Here is a 26,847-nt window from a genome sequence, read left to right as displayed (position 1 = left end):
GATATGAAAATAGTCGATAAAATAAAAAGAACTGTAATATTAGGATTAGGAATAACTTTATTATTTTCTTCTTGTAATGATATTGAAAACCTAAATACTGACACTAAAGGGTATGAAACTGTATTACCTGAAGCTCTTATGACGCAATCTCAAGTGAGCTACATGTATTTCTTAACAAATACAAACCCTAACTCTAATAATTTCAGAAAATATGTTCAGTATTGGACTAATACCGAATTTGTTGATGAAGACAGATATAATCAAACAAAAAGAAATATTGGTACAGGTTTCTGGAATCTACTTTATAGAGATGTTTTAACTGATTTTAAAAACGCAAAAGAGATAATAATATCACAAAATGTAACATCTAACAAAGAAGCTGAAAAGCAAAACAAAATTGCTATTGTAGAAATACAAATGATTGCCGTTTTTCAAACACTTGTTGATTTATATGGTGATGTACCATATACTGAAGCTTTAGATTTTGTAAAATATCCAAAACCTAAATACGATGATGCTCAAGAAATTTATTTAAGCTTAGCAGATCGTCTTAATAAAGCCATTAATCAGCTAAACACGAATGAATCTAGTTTTTCTTCTGGAGATTTAATTTATGGAGGAAATGTTAATCTATGGAAAAAACTAGCTAACAGTATTAAGCTAAAGTTAGGACTTCATTTAGCAGATATACCTGAACTTAACTCTGATGCTAAAGATTTAATTGAAAGCGCCTTTAAATCTGGAGTAATATCTAATAATTCTGAAAATGCACTATTACAATATTATTCTGTCTCTGGTCAAAGGAATCCTATTTTTCTAGCTCTTACAACTGAAAATCATTATGTTCCAACAAAGTTTTTAGTAGATGAGTTAAATTCAAAAAAAGACCCTAGAAGAGATATTTTTTTTAATTCTAATTCAAAAATAAATGGAGAATATGTTGGTTATCCATACGCAATAGGTCCCAGTGGAGGTGGGTATCAAAATACATCTAATACAAATATTGAAATATTTAGAGATCCTTCTTTGCCTGGTGTTTTGTTTGATTTTGCTGAAACATCATTTTTATTAGCTGATGCTGCTAATAGAGGTTTTGATGTTGGAGGAACAAGTGCCACCTATTATATGCAAGGAATTGAAGCTAGCATGGACTATTGGAATGTAAGTTCTTTAGATAAGCAAAACTACTTAAATAGACCTGATGTTTCTTTTAATACTGCGTCTGGTACCACAAAAGAAAAAATCGCGTATCAATTATGGATATCTTATTACAATAGAGGCTTTGAAGCTTGGACTGAATATCGTAGACTGGACTTTCCAAACATAAAAGCTCCTGATAATGCTGTATCTGAAGCAGATGGCAAAGTACCTGTTAGGAATATCTATTCTCATTTAGAAGCAACACTTAACAAAACGAATTATGAGACTGCTTCAGCAAAAATAGGAGGAGATTTAATGACTACTAAAATATTTTGGGATAAGTATTAAAACATAGTAGGTAAAAACTAAACTTTGTTCTCATAAAAAGATTGTTTTTATCAAAAAGAGATTGTTACTATAACAATCTCTTTTCTATTTTTAGTGACCCAGAGAGGACTCGAACCCCCAACCCTCAGAGCCGAAATCTGATGTTCTATCCAGTTGAACTACTGAGTCTATAAAATAATTGTTATGCCAATTTAGCTTTTACAATTGCTGAAATTGTTTTCCCATCTGCTTGTCCTGCTAATTGCTTCGATACAATTCCCATTACTTTTCCCATATCTTTCATTCCTTCAGCACCAACATCTGCAATAGTTTTCTCTACAATATTTCCAATTTCTTCTTCACTTAAAGCTTCAGGTAAAAATTGTTCTAAAATAGCCGCTTCAGCTAATTCAGGTTCAGCCAAGTCATTACGTCCTTGTTCTGTAAACACAGTAGCACTATCTTTACGTTGTTTTACCTGCTTTTGAATAATTTTTAATTCTTCTGCTTCTGTAAGCTCTCCTGCTCCCGCTTCGGTATTTGCTAGCATAAAAGCTGACTTTAATGCTCTTAAAGCCGTTAAAGCTACCGTGTCTTTAGACTTCATAGCTTCTTTCATTTTATCCATTACCTGCTTTTGCAAACTCATATTTTTATGTTTTAAAGTATTAAAAAATCCCGATAAATCGGGATTTTAAAAATAAGTGTTATTCTTTTATTAATCTACATTATCGTGTAAAAACGAATTATTAGAACGTAATAAATCGTTATTATCTGTATTCAATGCTGTATCTGATTTACTAATATCTGATCCTGCTTCAATATCAACTCCTAATCTTTTATATGCTGGTTGACGTTCTATTTCATCTATATTTTTACTAACCTGATCATTAAATTTATAATTAAAACCCTTCATTTTCTCTCTTCTTTCCTTAGCTCTTTTCTGCAATTCAGAAATTGTTAAATCTAATGGAGAAACTTCTTCACTTGTAGTGTTTATATTATTAATTTTTTCTTGTGTTTGAGATTTTACCTCAAATTGTAACTCCTCTTCTACTTGGTCTTTAATTATCGGAGTAGAGCTTTTACCAATTGTTGGTTGTGCACTGAAGTCATCTAATACATAGCGCTTTTCAACCTTATGATACTTTACTTCTTCAGCTTCTACTTCGATATTTTTAATCTCGTTAGACGTTTCAACTAGATGAGATGCTGGTTTTATTTCTTCATAAGAATTTAATGGTAAATCAAACAACAAGTCTTGTTGTGTTGATTGCTCTTTTACTTCTCTTTCTTCTACTTTAGGTTCGGCTATATTAGTAATAATGAAATCGTCTTCAGAAACTGTTTCTATTTCAATTTCATCGTATGTAACATCTATATTTTTTATTGCTTGTGTTGTTGGAATAATTTCAGCTCTTGGTTCAACTTTTTCTTCCTCTAAAACATGAATAACTTTATTTGATGGCTTGTTTTTTATAGGCTCATTAATTGGTGTAGAAGTTTGTACTTGTTGATCTCCAAAATTATAAGTTGCCTTTTGTTCATCTTCTAAAGTATGAACTATTTTTTTCACCTCAGTATTGGTTATATTCCCTTGCTGATCAGCAGCAAAACCCGTAGCTACAACGGTTACAGCTATTCCGTCTTCTAATGATTCATCTTCTCCAATACCCATAATAATATTGGCGTCATAACCTGCTTCATCCTGAATATAATCATTAATTTCTCCTATTTCATCTAGCGTAACTTCATTTCCTCCCGAAACGATTAATAGTAATACATTTTTAGCTCCTGTAATTTTATTATCGTTCAACAAAGGAGAGTCTAATGCTTTTACAATAGCATTTTTAGCTCTGTTTGCTCCTGTTTCTTTTGCAGATCCCATAATTGCTGTACCACTGTTTGATAGTACTGTTTTAGCATCGTGTAAATCGATGTTTTGCTTATAATGATGGGTAATTACCTCTGCTATACCCTTGGCTGCTGTTGCTAATACTTCATCTGCCTTAGAAAAACCTGCTTTAAAACCTAAGTTACCATAAACTTCGCGCAGTTTATTATTATTGATAACAATTAATGAATCTACATTATCACGTAAATCATCAATTCCTTTTTGAGCTTGTTTTGAGCGCATTCGTCCTTCAAATTGAAATGGCATCGTAACGATTCCTACCGTTAAAATATCCATATCTTTAGCTATTTTTGCTATAATAGGAGCTGCTCCTGTACCCGTACCTCCTCCCATACCTGCGGTGATAAACACCATTTTGGTATGTGTACTCAACATTTGTTGAATTTCCTGTATACTTTCAGCCGCTGCTTGTGCTCCAATTTCTGGATTAGCACCTGCACCTAAACCAGAAGTTAAGTGTGCTCCTAATTGAACCTTATTAGGTATAGGACTGTTTTCTAATGCTTGTGCATCTGTATTACAAATTACAAAATCTACTCCGTGAATTTGTTTACTATACATGTGGTTTACAGCATTGCTTCCTCCCCCACCAACACCAATTACTTTAATGGCATTCGATTGTGTTTTTGGCATGTCGAATGAAATGTTATCAAATTCTGCGCTCATAATAACTTTTCTTTTTTATTAATTCTTATTCAATTTTACACTCCTTTTTAGGGGATTAATTAGGAGTATTCTTATATATACTAATTACTCTGCGTTATCTAAAAATTCTTTGAATCGTTCTGTGAACTTATCAAAAAAAGATTTAGGTTTTTTCGCTTTATGTTCCTTCTCTTCTTGAACTTCTTCTATAATTTCTTTTTCTTCCTCAATAGTTTCTTCTACTAACACCTCTGGTGTTTCTTCAATAACTACTTTTTCTTCTGCTTCTTTTTGTAAACCTTCCATTAACAATCCTACAGCTGTTGCAAATGCTGGACTCGATAATACTTCATCAGAATCTCCAGCTAAATGTTCATTAGGATATCCAATACGAACGTCCATTCCAGTAATATATTCTACCAACTGACGTAAATGTTTTAATTGAGCTCCACCTCCTGTTAATACAATACCTGCAATTAATTTTCCTTTTTGAGTTTCGTGTCCGTAGTTCTTAATTTCTAGATATACGTGTTCAATTATTTCTTGAACTCTTGCGTGAATTATTTTTGATAAATTTTTAAGTGTAATTTCTTTAGGTTCTCTTCCTCTTAACCCTGGAATCGAAACAATTTCTGTTTCTTTGTTTTCTCCGGGCCATGCTGAACCAAACTTTATTTTTAATAATTCTGCCTGTTTTTCAATTATTGAACAACCTTCTTTAATATCTTCTGTAATAACATTACCTCCAAAGGGAATAACTGCTGTATGACGAATAATTCCATCTTTAAATATTGCTAAATCTGTAGTTCCGCCACCTATATCAATTAGTGCTACTCCAGCTTCTTTTTCTTCTTGACTAAGCACTGCCGAAGCTGAGGCTAGTGGTTCAAGTGTAATATCTGAGAGAGTTAAACCTGCACTTTTAATACACCTTCCTACATTTCGAATGGAAGATACTTGACCTACTACAACATGGAAATTAGCTTCTAACCTTCCTCCATACATTCCTATAGGTTCTTTGATATCTGGCTGACTATCTACCTTGAATTCTTGTGGTAATACATGAATAATTTCTTCACCAGGTAACATAACCAATTTGTGTACCTGACTCACTAAATTTTCTATATCAGTTCTGTCAATTACCTCTTCTGATTTTTCTCTAGTTATATAGTCGCTATGATGTAAACTACGTATATGTTGTCCAGCAATACCTACAACAACATTTTCTATTTTATATCCCGAAATACTTTCTGCCTCTTCAGCTGCTTGCTGAATAGATTGAATTGTTTGCGTAATATTATTGACTACACCTCTTTTTACACCTAAACTTTTCGCTTTACCAATACCTAAAACTTCAAGCTTACCGTATTCGTTTTTACGACCAATCATGGCAACAATCTTGGTTGTACCAATATCTAAACCAACTGCTATTTTATTGTTCTCCATCTTGATTTTGTTTTGTGCACACAACTTGGTTGTGGTATTTTACATTTATAGCTTTGTAATTATTAATGGTTTTGTCTGTAAATGCTTTGTTATAAAATGCTGTTAGCTTTTTAAACTTTATTGAGGCATCTATTAACTCTCCAAAAATTATCTTATAGTCACCACTACGAACTGTAAATGTATATTCGCTTTGGGCGTCTCTTTCTATAGCAATAATTTCTTTAGCAAAAAAACTACTACTATTTATGGTTTTTATTAACGTTGTTAATTCTTTGATTTCTTCTGGCTCCCTCACTCCTAAAACTAATGGTACTCTTGCTGAAAAATTTGTAGATAACGGAATTTTAACCCCATACTTATCAACATAAAAAGATTTGTATTTATCAACAATTCTAGCTATCGGTGTTCGTTGTTTTATGGTAGTTTTTAACACCCCATCTATGGTTAAAAACACAGCTATTTTTTCAACATACGGGTTCGCCGAAACATTAGTTTCTAGAAAATGTAAATCTACCAATCTTTTTGGTTGGTTTTTAACAAATTCATCATTTTGTATTAACATTTTATCAACCATACTGTGTGTCAAAAAGTTATTATCTCCAGCAGCAAACTCTACTACCGTGCTTTTTACTTTTTTTGATCCATTTCTATTAGTTGTAAAACCATACAAAAACATCAAAAACATCAGCAGCAAGAAAAAAGATAAAAATGTTGCTAATTTTTTCATTCTATTTTTTATATTTTTCTTCTAATTTGTTTTTTACCTTATTAACTAATAAACCAATATCCCCTGCTCCCAACATTACTATAATTTTTGACTCTGACTTTATAATTTCGTCACTTAATTTTTCTTTAGAGATTAGTTTTTTAGCTTCAATGGTTATTTTCTCTAATAACCAACTTGAGGTAACTCCTTTTATCGGTAATTCTCTTGCTGGATAAATATCTAATAACAACACTTCATCAAACAACGATAATGCTTTAGCAAAATCATCTGCAAAATCCCTTGTTCTACTAAACAAGTGTGGTTGAAATACAGCTAATACCTTTTCTTTGGGATACATTTCTCTAACAGATTGCGCTACTGCTTTTATTTCAGTAGGATGATGCGCATAATCGTCAATTAGCACAACATCTTCTGTTTTTATCTTATACGAAAACCTACGTTGTACTCCTTTAAAACTTCCTAATTGCTTTTTAACTTTCTCTAAAGACACTCCATACACATCTGCAATAGCTAATGCTGCTAAAGCATTCATCATGTTATGATTTCCTGGTAAATGAAATGCTACATTTTTAATTTCCGATGTTGGTGTTTTTACATCAAAAACATATTTACCTTCTTCTATTTTTACATTATAAGCTTTGTAATCTGCTTCTTCATTAACAGCATATGTTAAACCTTTTAAAGGCAACCCTTTTGCGACAATTAAAGTATCAGAAACTTTGCTTGCAAAATCTCTAAATGATTGTTGTAAGAATTCGTTTTCTCCATAGATATCTAAATGATCAGCATCCATAGAGGTTACACAAGCAATATTGGGTGATAATTTTAAAAACGAACGGTCAAATTCATCGGCTTCAACAACAGAGATCCTATCTTCTCCTAAAATTAAATTAGAATCATAGTTTTCTGCAATACCTCCTAAAAACGAAGTTGCTTTCTCTGGTTGCATAATGTGTCCTAAAATTGAAGAAGTTGTTGTTTTTCCATGCGTTCCTGCTACAGCCAAACAAAAAGTATTCTTTGTAATTTCTCCCAACACTTCTGCTCTTTTCAAGACGGTATATCCGTTGTCTTTAAAATAATTTAATTGTAAGTGATTTTTAGGAACTGCTGGTGTATATACCACCAATGTTTTTTCTTTATATAAAAATGAAATTGGAATATTCTTTACTTCATCTTCAAAACTTACTTCAATTTCTATTTCTTCTAAACCTTTAGTGATAGGTGTTGGTGTTTTATCGTAGCCTGCAACTAATTTTCCATTGACAGAGAAATAGCGAGCTAAGGCACTCATTCCTATTCCGCCAATACCAATAAAATAAACGTTATGTATCGTTTTTAAATTCACTAACTAATTAATTTTTCTATTTCGTTAACGATATTACTTGTTGCATTTGGCAACGCTAACTCGTTAATGTTTTCACTTAAACTTTCTTGTTTCCCTTTGTCTTTTAATAAAGTTTCTAATACGACAGGAAAAGTATCTAATTCACTCTCTTTAACTACTAGAGCCCCATGTTTGTCGGCAATAGATTTTGCATTTTTTGTTTGATGATCTTCTGCCACATTTGGTGATGGAATAAAAATAGTTGGCTTCCCTACTATACATAATTCCGATACTGAACTTGCTCCTGCTCTCGACACGATGAAATCTGCAGCTGCATAGGCTAAATCCATTCTATTCAAAAACTGATGCACTTGAACATTTTCTAATTCATCATACTTTTTATATTCTTCATAATACAGCTTACCACATTGCCATATCAATTGAACTCCTTGTTTTTTGAAGAAGTCTAAATTTTCTTCTACCAACTGATTTATTTTACGAGCACCAAGACTTCCTCCTAATATTAAAATTGTCTTTTTTGATGTATCTAATTCAAAAAACTCTTTTCCTTCTTCTATTTTCGTATGAATAAATAGTAAATCTTGACGAACTGGATTTCCCGTTTTTATTATTTTATCTTCAGAGAAAAAGCGTTCTAAATTATCATATGCAACACATATTTTCTGCGCTTTTTTTCCTAACAATCTATTTGTTATTCCTGGGTACGAGTTTTGTTCTTGAATTAAGGTCGGTATCCCTCTTCTATTAGCAATCATTAACGTTGGTCCACTTGCAAAGCCTCCAGTACCCACAGCAACATCTGGTTTAAATTTTCGTATAATTCTATATGCTTTCCATAAACTACTTAAGAGTTTAAAAGGAAACACTAAGTTCTTTAAAGTTAGTTTTCTTTGGATTCCTGAAATCCACAATCCTTTGATTTCATATCCTGCTTGTGGAACTTTTTCCATTTCCATTTTATCTTTTGCTCCTACGAACAAAATGTTAGCTTCTGGATAACGAACTTTTACTTCGTTAGCAATTGCTATTGCAGGATAAATATGACCTCCTGTACCTCCACCACTTATTATGATATTAATCGATTGTTTCATACAGTCTTTTTTATGTTAACAGTGTTGTATGTAACGCTCATAATAGTTCCTACCCATACATCTGTATTTTTAGTCCAGCGTTTCATGTAAAATATCTAAAGGGTTATCATCTAAAATTGTTTCTTCAGTTTCGTTTTTAGAAGCACTTACGCTTAAAATCATTCCTAATGCGAAACATGTCATCCAAATTGAGGTACCTCCACTACTAATTAGCGGGAGTGTTTGTCCTGTTACTGGTAAAATATTCACTGCTACCGCCATGTTAATCATTGCTTGAAAAACAATGGGAATTCCCACACCTACAACTAATAAAGTCGCAAATATGGTTGTAGCCTTTTTGGCAGTTATTAAGATTCTGAAAAGCAACAAGAAATAAATAAATATTACCACTATCGCTCCAGCAAAACCGTATTCTTCAACTATAATTGCATAGATAAAATCGGATGAGGATTGTGGTAAAAAGTTTTTCTGTACGCTTTTCCCTGGCCCTTTTCCTATTACTCCTCCTGTTGCAATTGCTATTTTGGCTTTTTCTACTTGGTAATCTTCTTCACCATCAGACTGAGAAAAGCTTTCAATTCTACTTTTCCATGTGTTTACACGATTGGGCATTGCATCTGGAAATGCTTTAGCTACTAAGATAAAAAACAGAAAAGCAAAAAGTCCTATTCCTAATATATATCCTATATATTTTAGTGGATACCCTCCAATAAACGAGACCATTAAAATCATAAAGAACACCATGGCTGTAGTTGAAAAATTAGCTGGTAATATTAACACCAATACTAAACCTACTGGAAGCCATAACTGCAACAAACTTTCCTTAAAAGAAATTATTTTTTCTTTATTTTTTGCCAAGTATCGAGCAACATATACCATCAATACCAAACCTGCCAATGTAGAGGTTTGAAATCCAATACCTACAAACGGAATACGAATCCACCTACTTGCATTTGCTCCTCCAATGGTAGTTCCTTGTGCTAAGGTAAAAACCAGCAGTAAAACAACTACAGGAAGCATTAATACAGAACCTCCACTAAAATATCTATATGGTATTTTATGTACTCCATAAATGACTGCAAACCCTGTAATTAATAATACAATATGTTTTACTAAATGCCCTAAGGTAGATCCATTTCCTACTACGTATACCAAATTGGTACTTGCACTGTATATTGGCATAAATGAAAATATTGCCAACATCGCAACTATAGCCCAAATGGCTCGGTCTCCTTTAATATGTCGAAAGATGTTTTTCATCAATCTTTAGTGTACTTTATATATTTCTTACAGCTTCTTTAAATTTTCTTCCTCTATCTTCATAACTATCAAATAAATCAAAACTTGCACATGCTGGTGACAACAATACTGTATCTCCTTTTTGCGCTATTTTATAAGCTACTTTTACTGCTTCTTCTGCTCCAGCAGTTTCTACCATAACATCTACTACATTCGCAAAAGTGTCTATGATTTTTTGGTTATCTAACCCTAAACAAACTATTGCTTTTACTTTTTCTCTTACTAAAGGTAGTAAATCTGTATAATCATTTCCTTTATCAACCCCTCCTACAATCCAAACTGTTGGATTGTCCATACACTCCAACGCATAAAAGACCGCATTTATATTTGTAGCTTTACTATCGTTAATGAATTCAATTCCATTTACTTTTTGCACTTTTTCTAAACGATGTTCTACTCCTTCAAAATCAGACAAACTTTCTGCAATTGTTTCTTTTCTTACTTTCAATAACCTTGCTGCCATTGATGTAGCCATTGCATTTTTTGTGTTATGCTTTCCTTGTAATGTTAGCTCAGAAACCTTCATTAATTTTTCTTCTGTATTAAATTTCATTATTATCGTGTCTTGTCTTAAAAAAGCCCCGTACTCTAATTCTTTTTCCATTGAAAATGGCACTAGCGTTGCCTCTGTTTTGTTATTTTTTAACCAATTTTGAATTACTTCGTCATCGGCATCATATATTAAAAAATCATCTTTCGTTTGATTTTTTGTAATTCTGAATTTTGAGTTTATATAGTTATCAAATTCATATTCATATCGATCTAAATGATCTGGTGTTATATTGGTGATTATTGCAATATGTGGTTTAAATTTTTCAATTCCATCTAACTGAAAACTGCTTAATTCCAATACATATTCGTCATACTTATCTTCAACCACTTGTTCAGCGAAACTATCACCTATATTCCCTCCAACTCCCACATTTAAACCTGCTTTTTTTAACACATAATGTACCAGCATGGTTGTGGTTGTTTTTCCATTTGAGCCTGTAATCCCCACAATAGTTGCTTCTGTAAACTGAGCAGCGAATTCTATTTCTGAAATCACTTTAATTCCTTTTGAAACTAACTTTTGCACAAGTACAACTTTTTCTGGAATCCCAGGGCTTTTCATTACCACATCAGCATTTAGAATTTTATCTTCTGTATGTTGATTTTCTTCAAAATCGATTGAGTTGTGTAAAAGAACTTTTTTATACCGCTCTGCTATACCTCCTTTATCTGAAACAAAAACCTCATATCCTTTTTGCTTCCCTAAAAGCGCTGTTCCTACACCACTTTCTCCTCCACCAAGCACAACTAATCTTTTCATTTTTAATTAATGATTTTAGATTTATTGATTGATGATTTACTTTTAACTGTTTTTATAGAAGCTACAATAATTGAAGTCAACTCGTTTGCCTCATTATGCAACCTTTTCAATTCTTCTTGATTATTTTCATGGATTGACATAAAAACCTCTAAAAAAAACATACTTTCATCTACTTCTTCTTCAACAATTTTTAATTTATGAATAAAGTCAGCTGAAGATTTTGCCCTACAAGCAGCCCTATAATTAGCTCCAACCGAACTAGAACATCTTATCAATTGTCTACAATATGCATCAAATTCTCTTGTTTTAGGATACTCTTTACATAACCTCCAACAATCAATAGCAAATTGTTTAGTTCTATTTTTAATCTGTTCTTTCATTCAGTCTTATATCTTAAATCACAACTCCAAAATCTCCTTTATCTTAACTTCAATGTTACTATGGTAAATACCGCTAATAAAATTCCTACAATCCAAAATCGTACTACAATTTTACTTTCATGATAGTTTAGTTTTTGATAATGATGATGTAGAGGAGACATTTTAAATATTCGTCTTCCTTCTCCAAACTTCTTCTTTGTGTACTTAAACCATGATACTTGTAGTATTACCGATAAATTCTCAACCACAAATATTCCTGCTAAAACTGGCAGTAACAATTCTTTTCTTATGGCAATTGCTATTACCGCTATGATACCTCCAATAGTTAAACTTCCAGTATCGCCCATAAACACTTGTGCTGGATAAGTATTATACCATAGAAAACCGATTAAAGCTCCTGCAAACGCTAAAATAAACACAGTCATTTCTCCAGATTTTGGGATGTACATTACGTCTAAATAGTCTGCAAAAATGATATTACCAGATACCCAAGCAAAAATTGCCAGCGTTATTACCATAATTGCTGATGAACCTGCTGCTAATCCATCAATACCATCTGTTAAATTTGCGCCGTTTGAAACTCCTGTAACGATAAAAACGGTAACAAAAATGAAGATTATCCATCCATATTTTTCATATCCATCTCCTAAGAAGCTTAATGCTTTTGCATAATCTAACTCGTTATTCTTTAAAAAAGGAACTGTTGTTTTTGTCGATTTATGCGCTTCTCCAAACACCTTCTTTTTACCATCTACTTGCACAACTTGTTCTGAAGTTGGCAGTTGTTCTTTGATGGTTACATCTTGGTGAAAATACAGCATAGAACCTACGATTATACCTAACCCTACTTGTCCTAAAACCTTAAATTTTCCTTTTAAACCAGCCTTATCTTTTTTAAATACTTTGATGTAATCATCCGCAAAACCAATAAGCCCCATCCAAACAGTGGTAATCAATAAAATGATGATGTATATATTTTCTAGCTTTGCTAAGAATAACACAGGAATTAATGTTGCAAGGATTATAATTACACCTCCCATAGTTGGTGTTCCTGCTTTTTGTACTTGACCATCTAAACCTAAATCCCTTACAGTTTCACCTACTTGTTGTCTTCTTAAGTAATTAATTATTTTTTTACCAAAAATGGTTGAAATCAATAAAGACAATATGAATGCCATTGCAGATCGAAATGTGATGAATTGAAACACACTTGCTCCTGTTAAGCTAAATTCACTTTCTAAATATTGAAATAAATAATACAGCATTCGTTAGTGTTTTTTTAGTTGATTAAAATAGCTGGTTACTTCTTCTAAATCATCAAAATGATGCCTAACACCATTTATTTCCTGGTAGGTTTCATGACCTTTTCCTGCAATAAGTACAATATCTCCTGAAGTTGCTAGTTTACAAGCTGTTTTTATAGCCTGTCTTCGGTCTACAATTGATAGTGTTTTTTTATAATTTTCTGCCGCAACTCCAGTTTCCATTTCATCAATTATCGATTGAGGGTCTTCTGTTCTAGGGTTATCTGAAGTAAAAACAACTTGATCACTTAATTGAGAAGCAATTAATGCCATTTTTGGACGCTTTGTTATATCTCTATCTCCACCACAACCTACAACTGTAATCACAGTTTCATTTCCTGTTCGGATATCATTAATAGTTTGTAATACATTTTTTAGTGCGTCTGGTGTATGTGCATAATCTACTATTGCTGTAACTCCCTCATCAGAAACTGTATATTGAAATCTTCCACTCACACTTTCCAACTCACTTACAATACGTAAAATTTCTATTTTCTCTAGTCCCAACAACTCTGCTACTCCATAAATAGCTAACAAGTTGTACGCATTAAATTCCCCTATTAACTTCGTCCAAACTTCTACTCCATTGATTGTTAACAAAGTTCCTGAAAGACGTTTTTCTAACACTTTTGCTTTAAAATCTCCGATTGTTTTAAGCGCATAAGTTTGTTTATTCGCCTTTGTGTTTTGCAACATTATTTGTCCGTTTTTATCATCTAAATTCACCAAAGCAAATGCTGTTTTTGGTAACGAATCAAAAAACAATTTTTTTACATCACGATACTCTGCAAATGTTTCATGATAATCTAAATGATCATGCGATAAGTTTGTAAACACTCCTCCTGCAAACTCTAAGCCTTCAGTACGTTTTTGATGTATTCCATGAGAACTTACCTCCATAAAACAATAATCAACTCCAGCTTCTACCATTTTTGATAAATACTGATTTATTGCTACTGAATTTGGTGTTGTATGTGTTGCTTTATATTCTTCTTCATCAATCATTACTCGCACAGTTGATAACAACCCCACTTTATATCCTGCTTTTTTAAACAGTTGGTACAATAAGCTTGCAATTGTAGTTTTACCATTTGTTCCTGTTACTCCTACTAACTGCAAGCTTTTTGACGGGTTGTTATAATAATTTGCTGCTATTATTGCTAATGCCGTATTAGAATCTTCTACTTTTACATAAGTAACCTCTTCATTTTTAATGTCTGGTAAAGACTCACAGATAACAGTCTTAGCACCCAACGATACTGCTTTCGCTATAAACTGATGCCCGTCTACTGTCACTCCTTTTTGAGCTACAAAAACATCTTCTTCCTGCACTTGTCTACTATCAAACTGAATATTGTTTATATCAACATCAGTGCTTCCGTAAACTTCTTTTACCGCTACCTTATATAATATGTCTTTTAATTTCTTCAACTATGATAATTTTAAATATATCGTTGCACCTTTTGAGACTTTTTGCCCCCTATCTATGGACTGTTCTGTTACTTTTCCTACTCCTGAAAATTTAACTTTTAACCCCATATTCTCTAATAATGCAATTGCATCCATTCCACTCATACCTAAAACTTTAGGCATAATTGTTTTATACTTCCTTAGTTTTTGATAGTATTCTTGATACTCCCTTTCAAGAACCTCTTCTGAAATATCATCAGAAACAAGCTGATTATTAATTGCTGTTGACGTATAAATTTTTTGAGCTATTTCTTTAAATATAGGAGCAGCAACCGTAGCCCCGTAATATCCTTTTTCTTTTTTAGGACTATGAACTACTACAATGCAAGAGTATTTTGGTTCATCTGCGGGAAAGAAACCTGCAAAAGAAGCCACATACTTTTGATTTGAATAATACCCTCCTTCATATTCTCCCTTAGCATTTTTAGTTCTAGGAATGTATTTTTTTGCCGTTCCTGTTTTTCCTGCCATAGAAAAGTTTGGTGAATAAATTCCTTTACCTGTTCCGTATTTTATAGTATTTTCCATCACTTTTCGTACCTTATCTAAGGTTTCTTGTGATGCTATTTTTTCTTTTACTACTTCTGTTCCAAAGCTTTCTTCAACTTTACCTCCTACTCTTAGCTCTTTTACAAAATATGGCTTTACCAACTTTCCGTCATTTGCGACTGCATTGTAAAACGCTAGTGTTTGTAACGGCGTAAGAGAAACCCCATAACCCCAAGCCATCCACTCTAATGAAATAGGGCTCCAACTTTTCTCTGTTGGTTCTGGTATATAAGGCTTTCCTTCTCCTTTGATTTTAACACCTGTTAATTGATCCAACCCAAAAGACTTAATTCTATCCGTGAATTTTTTAGGATTTTTATCGTAGTACTTTTGTATTGTTTTCACAATTCCAACATTTGAAGAAACCTCAAATACCCTTCCTAATGATATTTTTCCGTACCCTCCTCTTTTACTATCTTCTACTTTACGATTATTAATATAAATTCTTCCTTTTTCACAATCTACCACAGTTGAAGTATCTACAACTTTATCTTCTAAAGCCACCATTAAGCTAGCTAACTTAAAAGTTGACCCAGGCTCGTGACTCTCCCAAACAGCATAGTTTCTTTTTTCGTAATACCTCCCTTTAGAAGTCCTCCCTAAATTAGAAATCGCTTTAATCTCTCCTGTTTCCACTTCCATCACTACAGCACAACCATGATCTGCTTCAAAATACTCCATCTGTCTTAACAGAGCATGATGCGTTATATCTTGAACATTTACATCTATTGTAGTAATTACATCACTTCCATCTACAGGCTCCTTCTCATTTACATCATTAATAGGCTTCCATTGCCCTTTAGCTATCTTTTGTTTTAAACGCCAACCGTTTTCACCTTGCATATAATCCGCAAAAGCACCTTCAATTCCTGCCCCACCTCTGTAATCATCGTAACCAATTGTACGTTCAGCTATTTTTCCTATTGGGTGAACTCTCACTGTTTTTTGTTCCGCGATAAAGCCTCCTCGATACACCCCTCTATTAAAAATGGGAAAGCTTTTCATTTTCACATAATCATTATATCCTACATTACGGGCTATTAACAAATATCGGTTTCTACGTTTTTTTGCATTACGCAACTTCTTTTGATAGTAACTAGCTGATTTCCCTAACAATCCAGAAAGCGACTCAGAAAGTGCTCGGATATTTTTTTCAAAAATCTCAGAATCTACCGCCACCACATCCATTCGAATGGTAAATTTTGACATAGAGGTTGCCAACAAATTTCCATCTGCCGCATACACATTTCCCCTATTTGCAAAAATAGTATCGTTTTTAACTGTTTCTTCTTCAGAAAGATTCCTATACTTATCTCCTTCTACATATTGAAGTTTAAAAAGTCTAAAAATGATAACTACAAAGAAAAGCGTCATTAAAACAACAATCACGTAGAGTTTGTTTAATATGCCTTTTTTTACTACCATTTTATATTACTCTTTATTATATGTTACTTTTATTTTTTGGGGCGGTTTTTTTGCAGGGTACAACCCTTTGTTTTTTACTTTATCTCGAATACTACTCTCTAACTTCATTCGCATTAATTGAGTACTCGTGTCCACATCTTCAGCCCGCAACTCTCTTTTCTTCTTATTAAGCACTGCTATTTGCACCACTTTTGCATCGGCACTATGCGAACTATAGATCATCACTAATAGTAAAACAACTGTAAAAATCAAAATTCGCCAATTCTTAAACGAGCTTTCATCCGTAAGAAAACTACCTCTTAAAAGATCGTATATACCCTTTCTTACTATTGACATTACTTTAATGTTGCTATTCTTAGTTTCGCACTACGTGCTCTATTATTTTCTTTTATCTCCTCTTTTGTTGGCACAATCATTTTACCAACTTTTTTAAGTGGTTCACTGGTATTACCATAAAAATCTTTTTCTGGTTCACCACTAAACAATCCGGTCCTTATAAATCGTTTCACCAACCTATCTTCTAAAGAATGATATGAGATCACACTCAATCTACCTTCTTCATTTAACAAGTCTGGGATTTGCTGCAAAAATTCTTTCAACACCTCCAACTCCTGATTCACTTCTATTCGTATTGCTTGAAAAATTTGCGCTAGTATTTTATGTTCTTTTGCTTTCGGAAGAAATTTTCGCAACACTTCTTTTAACTCAAAGCTCGTTTTAATTTCTCTATCAACTCTTGCCTCAACAATAGTTTTCGCCAAGGTTCGCGCATTCCGCAATTCTCCATACAAAAACAACACATCCGCCAAATCTTCCTCACTATAGGTATTGATTATTTTTTTTCCTGATAATTCAGATTTCTGATCCATTCGCATGTCCAAATCTGCATCAAAACGAGTAGAAAAACCTCTTTCTGCTTCATCAAACTGATGTGAAGACACTCCTAAATCAGCCAGCACCCCATCTACTTTCCTAACACCATAAAAGCGCAAAAACCTCGATATGAATCGAAAATTCTCTCCAATCAACACAAAACGCGGATCGTCAATTTTATTTTGTTGCGCATCAGGATCTTGATCAAAGGCAAACAATCTTCCTTTTTCACCTAATCGACTTAATATTTCTCTAGAATGCCCCCCTCCTCCAAAGGTAACATCCACATAAACTCCATCTTCCTTTATACTAAGTGCATCAACACTTTCTTTCAATAAAACTGGATTATGATAACTCATCTACTTCCGTATTACCCATTACTTCTTCTGCTAACTCAGCAAAATCAACAACAGCATCATCAATTACTTTTTCGTACTTATCCTTATCCCAAATTTCAATAATATTCACTGCAGAAGAGAGCACCACTTGCTTTTCAATACCCGCAAACTGACATAAATCTTTCGGAATCAAGACTCTCCCTGAAGCATCTACATCCACCATTTTCACACCGGCAGTAAACCTTCTGATAAAATCATTATTTTTCTTTACAAATCGATTTAGTTTATTGATTTTTGCCATTACCAGATTCCATTCTTGCATTGGATACAACTCCAGACAAGACTGAAAAACAGAACGTTTAATCACAAACCCTTCTTGCAACACAGAAGACAATTGCTTCTTGAACGCTGACGACATCATCAACCTCCCTTTAGCATCTACCTTGCACTCATATGTTCCAATTAAACTTACCACGTAAAGAATCTATAGTTTGCATCAAAAATAAAAAATATTTACCACTTTTTACCACTTTTTACCACTTTGTTGATAAGTTTTACTTCTGGAGATAAAAAACTCAAAATAAACCACTTAAAAGACTCGCCTACACAGTAAATAATAAAAATGAAAAAGTGATAAAAAAGAACTACATTTGTGGTTAAGTCAAATCAAAAACATATATGACTGAATTTTTAAAGAAAGAAGACAAATTTACATATGCTGAAGCAGGAGAAGGAAGCCCAATTATCATTCTTCACGGGTTAATGGGAGCTCTTAGTAATTTTGGTTCCACTTTTAATCATCTTTCAAAAAAAGGATATCAAGTTTTTATACCAGAGTTACCCTTATACACATTACCCCTCCTTAAAACTAATGTAAAAAATTTAGCCAAGTTTTTACATGATTTCATAGAGTATAAAGGGCTTAAAAATGTTACTCTATTAGGAAATTCTCTAGGCGGACATATAGCTTTATACTATACAAAACACTATTCTGAAGATGTTAAAGCATTAGTTTTAACTGGTAGCTCAGGTTTGTACGAAAACTCAATGGGTGATAGCTACCCTAAGAGAGGAGACAAAGAGTTTGTTAGAAAAAAAGCGCAAGATGTTTTTTACGATAAAGCTATTGCTACAGACGAACTTGTTGATCAAGTGTACGATGTTATAAATGATAGAAATACATTGATTAGAACACTAGCCATTGCTAAAAGTGCCATTCGTCATAACATGGCTAAAGATTTACCCAACATGAAACAACCTACCTGTTTAATTTGGGGAAAACAAGACAGTGTTACTCCACCTGAAGTTGCTGAAGACTTCAAAAAACTTTTACCTGATGCCGATTTATTCTGGATTGACAAATGCGGACATGCAGCTATGATGGAAACACCAGAAGAATTTAATAAAATTTTAGAAGGGTGGCTTTCTAAACGCGAAATATAACAGCTAAACTAGCTTAATTATAGTATGAAAATAAAATCTGCTGAATTTGTAATGAGTAACAGCAATGTTACCAAGGCTCCTAAAGACAGAATACCTGAGTACGCTTTTATAGGTCGATCAAATGTCGGAAAATCTTCATTAATCAATATGTTGATGGAGCGTAAAGATTTGGCAAAAACCTCTGGTAAACCAGGGAAGACACAACTTATTAACCATTTTAAAATTAATAACGAATGGTTTTTAGTAGATCTTCCTGGATATGGTTATGCACAGGTTTCTAAAAAAAAGCGTCAAATTTTTCAATTTTTTATTGAAAACTATTTTAAAGAACGTGAACAGCTGGTTTGTACTTTTGTTTTAATCGATTCTCGCCACGATCCACAAAAAATAGATTTGGAATTCATGCAGTTTTTAGGTGAAAACCGCATTCCGTTTTGTATTGTTTTTACCAAAGCTGATAAACTAGGGAGCTCTAAACTCAACAAACAAATTACCACTTACAAAAAGAAATTATTAAATTACTGGGAGGAATTACCAATTTCTTTTGTTACCTCATCTTCTACAGGAATGGGGCGAGATGAGTTTTTAAACTTTATTGATCAAGTTAACGAAGATGTAGCGGAGAATTTTAAATAATTTTCACCATACCTTAAGGGAAGTATTAATAATGCACTCTACAAAAGAAAACTTACAAGTTTTACATGAAGACAATCACATTATAGTGATTAATAAGCGGGCTGGTGATATAGTGCAAGGTGACAAAACAGGCGACAAACCACTTTTAGATGTTGTTAAAGAATATATTAAAGATAAATACAACAAACCTGGAAACGTATTTTTAGGAACCGTTCACAGGCTAGATCGCCCTACTACAGGTATCGTTATCTACGCACGTACTTCAAAAGCCTTAGAACGACTAAATAAAATGTTACGTGACAAAACCATTAAAAAAACATACTGGGCAGTGGTTCAACAGCAACCTAAAAAAGCAACCGATACCTTAACAAATTACTTAAAAAAGAATCCAAAAAATAACAAATCGACCGCTTACACTAAAGAGGTTAACGGAAGTAAAAAAGCTATACTTCACTACAAAACGCTTAAAAAACTAGATAATTATTCATTATTAGAGGTCGACTTGGAAACTGGACGTCACCATCAAATTCGCGTACAACTTTCTAACATTGGCTCTACTATAAAAGGAGATTTAAAATACGGTGCTAAAAGAAGCAACAAAGACGGAAGTATTCATTTACATGCTCGAAAAATTCAATTTACACACCCTGTTAGCAAAGAACCTATTAAGGTTACCGCTCCAACTCCTTCTGACCCCGTTTGGGATGCTTGTTTGTAATTTGTATATTTAGACAAATTTCACCCAAGATGAAAGCTCTTAAATTTTTAACGATTTTAACACTCCCTATCACTGTTTACATTTCGTTTACAAATATGGGATGGTTAACACTTTTACCTTTACTTGTTTTCTTCGGCTTAGTTCCTCTTCTCGAATTACTTTTTAAACCTGATAAAAATAATTTCAATAAAGAACAAGAAGCGCAAGAAAAAGAAAATAGACTCTACACCTATATTCTATACGCAATGGTACCTATTCAATTAGTTTTCCTAGTGTGGTTTTTATGGATAATGAAAGACACACAATTAACTATCTTAGAATATATAGGAAAAATCTCAGCTATGGGCTTGCTATGTGGCGTTATTGGTATTAATGTTGGGCATGAGTTAGGACATAGAAACAACCGTTTTGATGAGCTTTTAGGAGAAATTTTACTACTAACTTCATTAAACACCCACTTTCTACCCTACCATAATGCAGGACATCATTTTAATGTAGCCACTCCAAAAGACGCCGCAACTGCAAGAAGAAATGAAATTGTTTACCTGTTTTGGATTCGTTCTCATTTTCAAAGCTATTATCAAGCTTGGGAAGTGGAAAATACACGTTTAAAAAAATCAGAAAGAAGCTGGTTTCACTTACAAAATAGAATGCTCATTTACACACTCTGTAACATTCTTTTATTAGCTGGTATTTTCTTTTTATTCGGATTAAAAGCATTACTAGCTTTTATCACCGCTGCTGTTTTTGGAATTTTATTACTTGAAACTGTAAACTATATAGAACATTATGGACTACTACGTAAACAGAATGAAAAAGGTCGTTATGAGCGTGTAAAAAGAACGCATTCATGGAATTCTGATCACAGAATTGGTATGTTAATGTTGTTTAATTTATCCCGTCACTCTGACCATCACTATAACGGAAGCAAACATTATCAGCTCTTAAAATCATTACCAGAGAGTCCACAAATGCCAACAGGATACCCGGGTATGATGCTGGTAGCCTTGGTTCCTCCATTATGGTTTTCAATAATGAATAAAAAAATACAAGACTTATAGCTTATGAATATTCCCGAATTGGTTCAGTCGCAAAAAAACTATTTTGCTACTCAACAAACCAAAGATATTTCTTTTAGAAAAAGCGCCTTAAAAAAATTACAAAAAGAGCTTATTACAAGAGAAAAAGACATCATAAAAGCATTACATGATGACTTTAAAAAACCAGAATACGAAGCAGTCATGACTGAGACTTCTATCGTTTTAGCCGAATTAAAAATGGCAATAAAGAACATTCATTCCTGGAGCAAACCTAAACGTGTATTACCTTCATTATTAAATTTTCCTTCCTCTGCAAAAATTTATAAAGAACCTTACGGAACTGTAATTATCATCGCCCCATGGAATTATCCTTATCAACTCGCATTTGCCCCTCTACTAGGTGCTATTGCAGCAGGAAATACAGTTGTTTTAAAACCTTCAGAGTTGACACCTCATACGAGTAAGATTACCAAAGAAATTATTGAAGCTGTTTTTGATAAAAATCACGTTGCCGTCGTAGAAGGTGGAGTACCTATTTCTACAGAGTTATTAGCACAACGCTGGGATTATATTTTCTTTACTGGGAGTGTTCCCGTGGGTAAAATTGTAGCCAAAGCTGCTGCCAATTATTTAACACCTGTCACTTTAGAATTGGGCGGAAAAAGTCCATGTATTGTTGACGAAACTGCCAATATTAAATTGACTGCAAAACGTTTGGTTTGGGGAAAATTCATTAACGGTGGGCAAACTTGTATTGCTCCTGATTATTTATTGATACACAAATCAGTAAAAGAGCAATTTATACAACAATTTAAAGATGAAATTTTTAGAACTTACGGAAAAAACCCTCAAAACTCTCCAGATTTCTCACGCATAGTAAACACTAAAAACTTTGATAGGCTAGCTTTGATGCTAGAAAATGAAAAGTGTGTGATTGGCGGACAAACTGATAGAGACGATCGCTACATTGCCCCAACATTAATTAACGAACCTAGTTTGGATAGTGAAGTAATGAAAGGAGAGATTTTCGGTCCTATTTTCCCACTAATTTCTTACGAAAATGAAGCTGACATTGAAAAAATTACCGCTAAATATGATAAGCCTTTAGCTTTATATGTTTTCACCAATAGAAATTCATTTGCTAAAAAGATGATTCAACGTTATTCATTTGGAGGCGGAACCATAAACGATACCACTGTGCATTTTGCTAATCATAGGTTGCCTTTTGGTGGCGTGGGTGAAAGCGGTATAGGCAGTTATCATGGAAAAAAAACTTTTGATACGTTTTCTCATCATAAAGGAGTGGTTTCTCGCGGAACTTGGTTAGATGTTCCTACTCGATATGCTCCATACAAAGGAAAATTACAGCAATTAAAAACCTTAATGAAACTAGGATAAATTAGATAAAAGACAAATAGACACAAGAATCAAGACACCTATATAAATGAGTGAAAAAACCGTATCAGAAGCAGTTAACTATCGTCGTTCAGTAAGAGTATACGATCCTGAAAAAACGATAGACACTGCTGTTGTAAAAAAATGTTTAGAACAAGCTAGTTTAGCTCCTACCAGTAGTAACATGCAACTATGGGAGTTTTATCATATTACCACAAAAGAAACTATTGAAAAAATAGCTCCTTTATGTTTTAATCAAAATGCAGCTAAAACTGCACAACAACTAGTAGTTTTTGTGGTTCGTAAAGATTTATGGCGCAAACGTGCTAAAGCTAACTTAGCTTTTATGGATAGAGTTTTTGGAAAAAACAATCCGAAATCGGAACAGCGAAGTAGAGAAAAAGTAGCGCGTAACTATTACGGAAAATTGATTCCGTTTACCTACTTTGACATCTTCGGAATTTTTGGTTATCTTAAATACTTAATGATTCTTATTGTCGGTCTTTTCCGTCCTATATACCGTGAAGTTCGCAATAGTGATATGCGCGTAGTTGTACATAAAACCTGTGGATTAGCAGCACAAACATTCATGCTCTCAATGACTGCTGAAGGATACGATACCTGCCCTATGGAAGGTTCTGATACTTGGCGTGTAAAACGTTTGCTAGGGTTACCTTTTAGTGCAGAAATTAATATGATTGTTTCTTGTGGTATTCGTAAACCAGAAGGTGTATATGGAGAACGTTTTAGAATTCCTTTTGAGGAGGTTTATAAAGAAGTTTAATTAATATCTTTTAGCTATTTTAAATCTTAGACAAATTAAAAAACAGTGTAAATAATCAAATTCCTGAATCTATATTGAATGACTATGCAATGTTGAAAGGTCTACAAGCAAAAAAATCTAACAAATACATTGCCTTGGCTGAATTATCAATACATTCAAAAATTGTACAAAGCGATTTATCCATTTTGATATTAAATTATAAAAAAGCTACATCTGAAATGGAAAAGAAATTTTACTCAAGAATCTCATCTACAATAGTATTTGAGTACTTATCAGACGTAAACTTTTTACTTGGCAACAAGTTAACAAAAGAACTAACAAAAAACAGCTTTCATAAATTAGCTGAAGACGCCAAAGCCTTGAATAAAGAAATTAGTCAATTTAAAAAAGAAAATATTTCTACATTCAAATTTATCAGAAATGAGTTAGGGGCTCACAAGTCAAAAAAAACTGAGTTTTTAGTCACTAGTTTATTTAAAGTTGATGATATAAAAATCATGGATTTAACTGCTGATTTAGTTTTACTCAACAACAAACTATTTAGACTACTAACTAATACCTACAAATGTACCTCTGAGTTTCACAAAAAAAATGGACCCCTATAAAGAGGTACTTTTATTTCTTCGGTAAAAACACCAATTTATTTTCACTCTTCTTTGCGTCTGCTTCATTAAGATTCATTTTTACAAACTCACCATCTACATATTTTTGAGCTTGGTCTTTGTAATATGGGCTAAACACATTACCTGACTGCCCTGTTGGTAAAATCGCAATGCTATTCTCTACATCAGAAAAATCAATGACTCTACGTGTTGATGGTCCACCATGAATTTTATACACACCTGTGCTATCTAATTTAAAAATCTGATTGTTTATCACTTCATTTCCTCCAATGGTTTCAAACGGACCTACATTAAAGAATTTACGTAATACCCCACCTGCTTTACCAATAGCGTGTTCGTATTCCACTGAAATCACGCGATTCCACATCCAATTATCTACATTCTCTCCTAATTGATTTTGTAAAAATGTGATGGATTTTTGAAAAGCTGTGGTAATTATTTCATTTCTAGTTTCAACTTTATCTGTTGTTGAGATATCATCCCACCAAACCGATTGCTCTCTTTTAGCTTGTTGTGCTAATACTTGATCTTGTAATTGCGTATCAATAAACAACTGAAAGCTATCTCCTAACTCATCTTTATAAGTAGCAGTTAAGAATTCATACAAAAATCGATTATAAATAGTCGGAGCTACGTTGGTTTTTAAATATTCTCCATTCCACTTTTCTAACACCGAATATGCTTTTTTAGCCGAAGGAGATAATGACGACTTATCTACACTTGCTAACAACTCTCTTCCTATTTCCGGCACAACAGGTGAAGTAACATCATAAATCATTTCAGCTACATCCTCTTTCGTAAAATCGTTTTTAGGATCTAATAACTGAACAATTCGTTTTGCTCTATCTTCTGGTTGATAATATCCAGGATACAACTTCCCTCTCACGGAATCAGGTTGATTATTGGCAGAATACACATAATTCCAACTAGGGTTTTCCGCTTGCGGATTTTCTTTAAAGTCTAAATATTCTACAATTTCATCCTTACCAGAAGCTCCGTTTAAATACACTTTAGAAGATAGGCTATCTCTTAACTTATATAGTTTAGCTGATGCAAACCAACCTACATTTCCTTTCGCATCTCCATACATTACATTTAATCCTGGTGCATGAATTTTTGCTGTTCCTGTTTTAAAGTCTTCTAATGAATTTGCATGTGACATTTTGTGTGACGCTTCTAACAATTGATTAGGCAACTGCGTATAAATCCAATTCATTGCAATTGGTCTTTCATCTATTACATGCTCTATTAATCCGTTCATAATCGGACCATGTTTACTAACTTTAACTTGATATGTAGTATCTTTTCCTCCTTTAACCTTTATACGCTTGTTCCATAACTCATATTTCTGGTATCCATTAGGTGTTTTGTACTCCATTGAATTTTCTGGATTGTTTTCTTCTATATAAAAGTTCAAATCGTCATTTGCTAACATTGTTAATCCGTAAGCATACTCTTTATTGTGTCCTAACAACGGAAATGGCATCAAAGCCAGATTAAATCCGTAGATTTCAAAGTCTGGAGTTTTTATATGATTTTGATACCAAACAGATGGTTGAGAAAATGCGATATGTGGATCGTTCGCAAAAATTACCTTACCGTTTTTGGCTTTAGGTGGTGCAATTACCCAAGAGTTACTTCCTATAAAAGGTGCAACTGGCAACTGATCTACAATCTTGCTTACCGCTATAGACATCTCTGCTTTAATTGTACCTTTATTAGTTGTCTTATTCAGTGTTAAATTTTTATCGAAAGAATTCAACAACTCATTTACATAAGACTCACCTAACTTTTCTTTTACTTCAGTTAACAACGGATCAGTTTTATGGGCAATTGCAAAACTAAATGCCATATAACCAAAAACATTATACACATCTTTAATTGTATAATTTTCTTTATCCAATCCTACTAAATAAAATTCTAAGGGCGTTGCTCCTTCTTCTATGAACTGATTAACCCCATTTAAATATGCTTCCGTTAATTTATACGTTTCTGAATTTTTATCTAATTCTTGAATTGTTTTTTCAGCAGCTTCTTCAATTCCTAATCCAGAGAAAAACTTATCTACTCTTACCAAATCTTTTCCAAAAACTTCTGCTAATCTTCCAGCTGAAATTCTTCTGATAAGCTCCATTTGCCACAATCTATCTTGTGCATGTACATATCCTAAAGCAGTATAAGCATCTAGTTGATTTTGTGCGTTGATATGCGGCACTCCAACCTCATCATAATACACTGTAACTTTATCTGAAATTGAGTTAAGTTCTAACTCTCCTTTATAAGTTGGATGCAGAGTTTTTGTAAATAGCCAAATTCCAACACTTAATACCACTAAAAGTAGCAGAACAATTTTTAAAGACTTTTTTAATAACTTCATTAGGGATGATTTTCTTCAAAGATAACAGATTTATTTATTGCTCCTCTTTTTGGGTAAATAGTGTAATTTTTACACACTTCTACTCTTTACTTATACACTTTTTACACATAAAGCTATTATCTGCCCAAACCTAAAAAAACAATATACTATTAAAAATCAATACGTTAAAGTTTTTAAAGATTTAATTAAAGTCGATGGCATATTTATTTCTATACAATAAACAAATATGTAAATAACTTAAA

24 protein-coding genes and 1 tRNA gene are annotated in these 26,847 nt (G+C 33.1%); 8 read left to right on the top strand and 17 right to left on the bottom strand.

Annotation, left to right across the window (positions count from 1 at the left end):
• Positions 1-3: 3 nt before the first annotated feature.
• Complete coding sequence (locus tag MHM83_RS05365) at positions 4-1,488, top strand: SusD/RagB family nutrient-binding outer membrane lipoprotein (RefSeq protein ID WP_239178698.1); 1,485 nt, start codon at positions 4-6, stop codon at positions 1,486-1,488.
• Positions 1,489-1,582: 94 nt separating this feature from the next.
• On the opposite strand, the gene MHM83_RS05360 is transcribed toward MHM83_RS05365, so the two are convergent.
• The 16 genes from MHM83_RS05360 to mraZ all read right to left on the bottom strand — a co-directional run bounded on the left by MHM83_RS05360 (position 1,583) and on the right by mraZ (position 18,064).
• A tRNA-Arg gene (locus tag MHM83_RS05360) sits at positions 1,583-1,656 on the bottom strand.
• 13 nt (positions 1,657-1,669) lie between these two features.
• Positions 1,670-2,116: a GatB/YqeY domain-containing protein gene (locus tag MHM83_RS05355; RefSeq protein ID WP_073184279.1), complete on the bottom strand. Its 447-nt coding sequence runs from the start codon at positions 2,114-2,116 to the stop codon at positions 1,670-1,672.
• Positions 2,117-2,185: 69 nt separating this feature from the next.
• On the bottom strand, positions 2,186-4,048 hold the full coding sequence (gene ftsZ / locus MHM83_RS05350; RefSeq protein WP_047790373.1) for a cell division protein FtsZ: 1,863 nt from the start codon (positions 4,046-4,048) through the stop codon (positions 2,186-2,188).
• An 84-nt stretch (positions 4,049-4,132) separates the two neighbouring features.
• Positions 4,133-5,473 (bottom strand): cell division protein FtsA, encoded by a 1,341-nt coding sequence (ftsA, locus tag MHM83_RS05345; RefSeq protein WP_047790372.1) that lies wholly within the window; start codon positions 5,471-5,473, stop codon positions 4,133-4,135.
• Entirely contained in the window at positions 5,460-6,200 is a 741-nt protein-coding gene (locus MHM83_RS05340) for a cell division protein FtsQ/DivIB (protein WP_047790371.1), read from the bottom strand. The genes ftsA and MHM83_RS05340 overlap by 14 nt, the downstream gene beginning before the upstream one ends.
• A gap of 1 nt (position 6,201) precedes the next feature.
• The gene (gene murC / locus MHM83_RS05335; protein WP_073184277.1) at positions 6,202-7,548 is read right to left on the bottom strand and encodes a UDP-N-acetylmuramate--L-alanine ligase; all 1,347 of its coding nucleotides are present in this window, start codon (positions 7,546-7,548) and stop codon (positions 6,202-6,204) included.
• Entirely contained in the window at positions 7,548-8,639 is a 1,092-nt protein-coding gene (gene murG / locus MHM83_RS05330; protein WP_073184274.1) for an undecaprenyldiphospho-muramoylpentapeptide beta-N-acetylglucosaminyltransferase, read from the bottom strand. The genes murC and murG overlap by 1 nt, the downstream gene beginning before the upstream one ends.
• 69 nt (positions 8,640-8,708) lie before the next feature.
• Positions 8,709-9,899: an FtsW/RodA/SpoVE family cell cycle protein gene (locus tag MHM83_RS05325; RefSeq protein WP_047790368.1), complete on the bottom strand. Its 1,191-nt coding sequence runs from the start codon at positions 9,897-9,899 to the stop codon at positions 8,709-8,711.
• A gap of 16 nt (positions 9,900-9,915) precedes the next feature.
• Entirely contained in the window at positions 9,916-11,250 is a 1,335-nt protein-coding gene (gene murD / locus MHM83_RS05320) for a UDP-N-acetylmuramoyl-L-alanine--D-glutamate ligase (RefSeq protein WP_239178695.1), read from the bottom strand.
• A 2-nt stretch (positions 11,251-11,252) separates the two neighbouring features.
• A complete protein-coding gene (locus tag MHM83_RS05315; RefSeq protein WP_047790366.1) occupies positions 11,253-11,630 on the bottom strand; it encodes a four helix bundle protein in 378 nt (125 codons plus the stop codon).
• 38 nt (positions 11,631-11,668) lie between these two features.
• Positions 11,669-12,895 carry a phospho-N-acetylmuramoyl-pentapeptide-transferase gene (gene mraY / locus MHM83_RS05310; RefSeq protein ID WP_239178693.1) on the bottom strand — a complete coding sequence of 409 codons (1,227 nt, stop codon included), beginning with the start codon at positions 12,893-12,895 and terminating at the stop codon, positions 11,669-11,671.
• A gap of 3 nt (positions 12,896-12,898) precedes the next feature.
• A complete protein-coding gene (locus MHM83_RS05305; RefSeq protein WP_239178691.1) occupies positions 12,899-14,365 on the bottom strand; it encodes a UDP-N-acetylmuramoyl-L-alanyl-D-glutamate--2,6-diaminopimelate ligase in 1,467 nt (488 codons plus the stop codon).
• Entirely contained in the window at positions 14,366-16,378 is a 2,013-nt protein-coding gene (locus MHM83_RS05300; RefSeq protein WP_239178689.1) for a penicillin-binding protein, read from the bottom strand.
• A gap of 6 nt (positions 16,379-16,384) precedes the next feature.
• Positions 16,385-16,714: an FtsL-like putative cell division protein gene (locus tag MHM83_RS05295; protein ID WP_047790362.1), complete on the bottom strand. Its 330-nt coding sequence runs from the start codon at positions 16,712-16,714 to the stop codon at positions 16,385-16,387.
• Complete coding sequence (rsmH, locus tag MHM83_RS05290; RefSeq protein WP_239178688.1) at positions 16,714-17,610, bottom strand: 16S rRNA (cytosine(1402)-N(4))-methyltransferase RsmH; 897 nt, start codon at positions 17,608-17,610, stop codon at positions 16,714-16,716. The genes MHM83_RS05295 and rsmH overlap by 1 nt, the downstream gene beginning before the upstream one ends.
• Positions 17,597-18,064, bottom strand: coding sequence for a division/cell wall cluster transcriptional repressor MraZ (mraZ, locus tag MHM83_RS05285; protein ID WP_073184258.1), 468 nt, complete (start codon positions 18,062-18,064; stop codon positions 17,597-17,599). Before mraZ ends, rsmH begins: the two co-directional genes overlap by 14 nt.
• Before the next feature lie 203 nt (positions 18,065-18,267).
• Here mraZ and MHM83_RS05280 point away from each other — a divergent pair, with 203 nt between their 5' ends.
• The 7 genes from MHM83_RS05280 to MHM83_RS05250 all read left to right on the top strand — a co-directional run bounded on the left by MHM83_RS05280 (position 18,268) and on the right by MHM83_RS05250 (position 24,210).
• On the top strand, positions 18,268-19,032 hold the full coding sequence (locus tag MHM83_RS05280) for an alpha/beta fold hydrolase (RefSeq protein ID WP_073184256.1): 765 nt from the start codon (positions 18,268-18,270) through the stop codon (positions 19,030-19,032).
• A 24-nt stretch (positions 19,033-19,056) separates the two neighbouring features.
• Positions 19,057-19,668 (top strand): ribosome biogenesis GTP-binding protein YihA/YsxC, encoded by a 612-nt coding sequence (yihA, locus tag MHM83_RS05275; protein ID WP_073184254.1) that lies wholly within the window; start codon positions 19,057-19,059, stop codon positions 19,666-19,668.
• Positions 19,669-19,699: 31 nt separating this feature from the next.
• Positions 19,700-20,386: an RluA family pseudouridine synthase gene (locus MHM83_RS05270; protein WP_073184252.1), complete on the top strand. Its 687-nt coding sequence runs from the start codon at positions 19,700-19,702 to the stop codon at positions 20,384-20,386.
• A gap of 29 nt (positions 20,387-20,415) precedes the next feature.
• Complete coding sequence (locus MHM83_RS05265; protein WP_239178687.1) at positions 20,416-21,447, top strand: alkane 1-monooxygenase; 1,032 nt, start codon at positions 20,416-20,418, stop codon at positions 21,445-21,447.
• Between the two features lie 3 nt (positions 21,448-21,450).
• Positions 21,451-22,824, top strand: coding sequence for an aldehyde dehydrogenase (locus MHM83_RS05260; RefSeq protein ID WP_239178686.1), 1,374 nt, complete (start codon positions 21,451-21,453; stop codon positions 22,822-22,824).
• Between the two features lie 46 nt (positions 22,825-22,870).
• Positions 22,871-23,605: a nitroreductase family protein gene (locus tag MHM83_RS05255; RefSeq protein WP_239178685.1), complete on the top strand. Its 735-nt coding sequence runs from the start codon at positions 22,871-22,873 to the stop codon at positions 23,603-23,605.
• Between the two features lie 89 nt (positions 23,606-23,694).
• Positions 23,695-24,210 (top strand): hypothetical protein, encoded by a 516-nt coding sequence (locus MHM83_RS05250; protein WP_239178684.1) that lies wholly within the window; start codon positions 23,695-23,697, stop codon positions 24,208-24,210.
• Positions 24,211-24,220: 10 nt separating this feature from the next.
• Here MHM83_RS05250 and MHM83_RS05245 read toward each other — a convergent pair whose 3' ends face one another.
• The gene (locus MHM83_RS05245; RefSeq protein WP_239178683.1) at positions 24,221-26,605 is read right to left on the bottom strand and encodes a penicillin acylase family protein; all 2,385 of its coding nucleotides are present in this window, start codon (positions 26,603-26,605) and stop codon (positions 24,221-24,223) included.
• Positions 26,606-26,847 lie beyond the last annotated feature (242 nt).

It is taken from the genome of Tenacibaculum sp. Mcav3-52 (assembly GCF_022347665.1).
GTDB lineage: Bacteria > Bacteroidota > Bacteroidia > Flavobacteriales > Flavobacteriaceae > Polaribacter > Polaribacter mesophilus.
Note: the sequence above shows the minus strand (reverse complement) of the source record. Positions and strands in the feature narration are given on the sequence as shown.

Excerpts from the sequence above, each read along its gene's own strand:
- ftsZ (WP_047790373.1), bottom strand. The coding sequence starts at position 4,048 with ATGAGCGCAGAATTTGATAACATTTCATTCGACATGCCAAAAACACAA.
- MHM83_RS05325 (WP_047790368.1), bottom strand. The coding sequence starts at position 9,899 with ATGAAAAACATCTTTCGACATATTAAAGGAGACCGAGCCATTTGGGCT.
- MHM83_RS05250 (WP_239178684.1), top strand. The coding sequence starts at position 23,695 with ATGTTGAAAGGTCTACAAGCAAAAAAATCTAACAAATACATTGCCTTG.
- MHM83_RS05295 (WP_047790362.1), bottom strand. The coding sequence starts at position 16,714 with ATGTCAATAGTAAGAAAGGGTATATACGATCTTTTAAGAGGTAGTTTT.
- MHM83_RS05245 (WP_239178683.1), bottom strand. The coding sequence starts at position 26,605 with ATGAAGTTATTAAAAAAGTCTTTAAAAATTGTTCTGCTACTTTTAGTG.
- MHM83_RS05365 (WP_239178698.1), top strand. The coding sequence starts at position 4 with ATGAAAATAGTCGATAAAATAAAAAGAACTGTAATATTAGGATTAGGA.
- murG (WP_073184274.1), bottom strand. The coding sequence starts at position 8,639 with ATGAAACAATCGATTAATATCATAATAAGTGGTGGAGGTACAGGAGGT.
- MHM83_RS05260 (WP_239178686.1), top strand. The coding sequence starts at position 21,451 with ATGAATATTCCCGAATTGGTTCAGTCGCAAAAAAACTATTTTGCTACT.
- MHM83_RS05355 (WP_073184279.1), bottom strand. The coding sequence starts at position 2,116 with ATGAGTTTGCAAAAGCAGGTAATGGATAAAATGAAAGAAGCTATGAAG.
- mraY (WP_239178693.1), bottom strand. The coding sequence starts at position 12,895 with ATGCTGTATTATTTATTTCAATATTTAGAAAGTGAATTTAGCTTAACA.
- MHM83_RS05270 (WP_073184252.1), top strand. The coding sequence starts at position 19,700 with ATGCACTCTACAAAAGAAAACTTACAAGTTTTACATGAAGACAATCAC.
- MHM83_RS05340 (WP_047790371.1), bottom strand. The coding sequence starts at position 6,200 with ATGAAAAAATTAGCAACATTTTTATCTTTTTTCTTGCTGCTGATGTTT.
- ftsA (WP_047790372.1), bottom strand. The coding sequence starts at position 5,473 with ATGGAGAACAATAAAATAGCAGTTGGTTTAGATATTGGTACAACCAAG.
- murD (WP_239178695.1), bottom strand. The coding sequence starts at position 11,250 with ATGAAAAGATTAGTTGTGCTTGGTGGAGGAGAAAGTGGTGTAGGAACA.
- MHM83_RS05280 (WP_073184256.1), top strand. The coding sequence starts at position 18,268 with ATGACTGAATTTTTAAAGAAAGAAGACAAATTTACATATGCTGAAGCA.
- MHM83_RS05265 (WP_239178687.1), top strand. The coding sequence starts at position 20,416 with ATGAAAGCTCTTAAATTTTTAACGATTTTAACACTCCCTATCACTGTT.
- rsmH (WP_239178688.1), bottom strand. The coding sequence starts at position 17,610 with ATGAGTTATCATAATCCAGTTTTATTGAAAGAAAGTGTTGATGCACTT.
- yihA (WP_073184254.1), top strand. The coding sequence starts at position 19,057 with ATGAAAATAAAATCTGCTGAATTTGTAATGAGTAACAGCAATGTTACC.
- MHM83_RS05300 (WP_239178689.1), bottom strand. The coding sequence starts at position 16,378 with ATGGTAGTAAAAAAAGGCATATTAAACAAACTCTACGTGATTGTTGTT.
- MHM83_RS05315 (WP_047790366.1), bottom strand. The coding sequence starts at position 11,630 with ATGAAAGAACAGATTAAAAATAGAACTAAACAATTTGCTATTGATTGT.
- MHM83_RS05255 (WP_239178685.1), top strand. The coding sequence starts at position 22,871 with ATGAGTGAAAAAACCGTATCAGAAGCAGTTAACTATCGTCGTTCAGTA.